3 protein-coding genes are annotated in these 1,886 nt (G+C 73.3%); 2 read left to right on the top strand and 1 reads right to left on the bottom strand.

Features of this window, described 5'->3' with window-relative positions:
* Window positions 1-55: 55 nt before the first annotated feature.
* Window positions 56-859, bottom strand: a complete 804-nt coding sequence (locus ACFUVW_RS20700; protein ID WP_430573174.1) for an HAD family hydrolase — start codon at window positions 857-859, stop codon at window positions 56-58.
* A gap of 35 nt (window positions 860-894) precedes the next feature.
* Here ACFUVW_RS20700 and ACFUVW_RS20695 point away from each other — a divergent pair, with 35 nt between their 5' ends.
* Window positions 895-1,167 carry a glutaredoxin family protein gene (locus ACFUVW_RS20695; protein ID WP_430573173.1) on the top strand — a complete coding sequence of 91 codons (273 nt, stop codon included), beginning with the start codon at window positions 895-897 and terminating at the stop codon, window positions 1,165-1,167.
* Between the two features lie 31 nt (window positions 1,168-1,198).
* Entirely contained in the window at window positions 1,199-1,858 is a 660-nt protein-coding gene (locus tag ACFUVW_RS20690) for a redox-sensing transcriptional repressor Rex (protein WP_430573172.1), read from the top strand.
* Window positions 1,859-1,886: the final 28 nt, after the last annotated feature.

Genomic DNA, 1,886 nt, shown 5'->3' with positions numbered 1-1,886 from the left:
GCACCTCCACGGAGGAGCCGGGCCCGTTCGCCGTGTCCGGTACGTGCGGGCGCGGTCAGCGTCCCTGCAACCTCCGGCGGATGCTGCGGAGCACGAGCCCGGCGACCCAGGCGGCGCCGGCCCACGACGCCGTCTTCATCCCGCGCCCGGCCACGCGCCGTCCGCGGCCGCGGAACTCGCGGATGGGCCAGCCGACCTCCTTGGCGTGCCGGCGCAGGCGGGCGTCGGGGTTGATGGGGCAGGGATGCCCGACGGTGCGCATCATCGGCAGGTCGTTGAGCGAGTCGCCGTACGCGTACGACGCGGACAGGTCGATGCCCTCGCGCTCGGCCAGCTCGCGCACGGCCGCGCCCTTGGCCTCGCCGTGCATGAGGTCGCCCACCAGGCGGCCGGTGTAGAAGCCCCCGGAGTGCTCGGCGATGGTGCCGAGGCAGCCGGTGGCGCCGAGGCGGCGCGCGATGAGCCCGCCGATCTCCACGGGCGTCGCGGTCACGAGCCACACCTGGTCGCCGGCCGCGAGGTGCTCGTCGAGCAGGCGCTTGGTGCCGGGGAAGATGCGCAGCTCCAGCACCGTGTCGTACACGTCCTCGCCGACGGCGGTGATCTCCGCCACGGACCGACCCGCGATGAGGGACAGCGCCTTGGAGCGCACCGTCTCGATCTGGCTGCGCGACTCGCCGAAGATCAGGTACTTCGCCTGGATCAGCGCGAACCGCACCAGGTCGCCCGTGCCGAAGAACCGTCGCTGGTACAGCGCCCGCGCCAGGTGGAACGCGCTGGCGCCCCGGATGATGGTGTTGTCGACGTCGAAGAATGCTGCGGCGCGCGCCGGCGGGGACGACTCGGCGGGCGACGGCATGCGGTCCACTGTATCGGCGCGGATACGCTGTGCAGGTGAGCAGGCCGCAGGGATCCGCAGGTGAACCCCGGGTGCTGCTGTACACGCGTGTCGGCTGCCACCTGTGCGAGGAGGCTCGGGCAGTGGTCGCGGACGTGTGCGGTGCGGCGGGGGAGGCGTGGCGGGAGGTCGACATCGACGTCGACGGTCCCGGCGGCGACCTGGTGGGCAAGTATGGGGACTACGTGCCCGTCGTCGAGGTGGACGGCGTGCAGCAGGGCTTCTGGCGGGTGGACGGCGCGCGGCTGGCGCGGCGCCTGGCCCGCTGAGCCCGGGAGAGGACGACAGGGTGATCCAGCAGTGATCGAGCTCGGTGAGGCGACGGTGCCGGCCGCGACGGTGGCGCGGCTGCCGTACTACCTGCGCGCCCTGCGCGACCTGGCGGAGGGCGGCGTGACGACGACGTCGTCGTCGGAGCTGGCGGAACGGTCGGGGGTGGGGTCGGCGCAGCTGCGCAAGGACCTGTCCTACCTCGGGTCGTTCGGCACGCGCGGCGTCGGCTACGACGTGCAGTCGCTGGCGCAGTACATCGCGACGGCGCTGGGGCTCGGGTCCGAGCACCGGCTGGCCATCGTCGGCATCGGCAACCTGGGGCACGCCCTGGCGAACTACTCGGGGTACGCGGCCCGCGGGTTCCAGGTGGTGGCGCTGCTGGACGCCGACCCGCAGGTGGTCGGGAACTCCGCGGCGGGGCTGACGATCGAGCACGTCGACGCGCTGGAGGACGTGCTCGCGCGCACCGGCGTGTCGATGGTGGTCCTGGCGACGCCCGGGCCGGTGGCGCAGGGGATCGCCGAACGGATCGTCGCGTGCGGCGTGCGGGAGATCCTGTCCTTCGCGCCGGTGGCGCTGCAGCTGCCCGACGACGTCGTCGTGCGCTCGGTGGACGTGGCCGGCGAGCTGCAGATCCTGGCGTTCCACGCCGCGGCCCGCGCCGCGACGAACGGCACGCCGAGATAGAGAAGCCAGACCCGCGAGATAGAGAGGG

The organism is Isoptericola sp. NPDC057391 (assembly GCF_042668085.1).
Classification (GTDB): Bacteria; Actinomycetota; Actinomycetes; order Actinomycetales; family Cellulomonadaceae; genus Isoptericola.
Note: the sequence above shows the minus strand (reverse complement) of the source record. Positions and strands in the feature narration are given on the sequence as shown.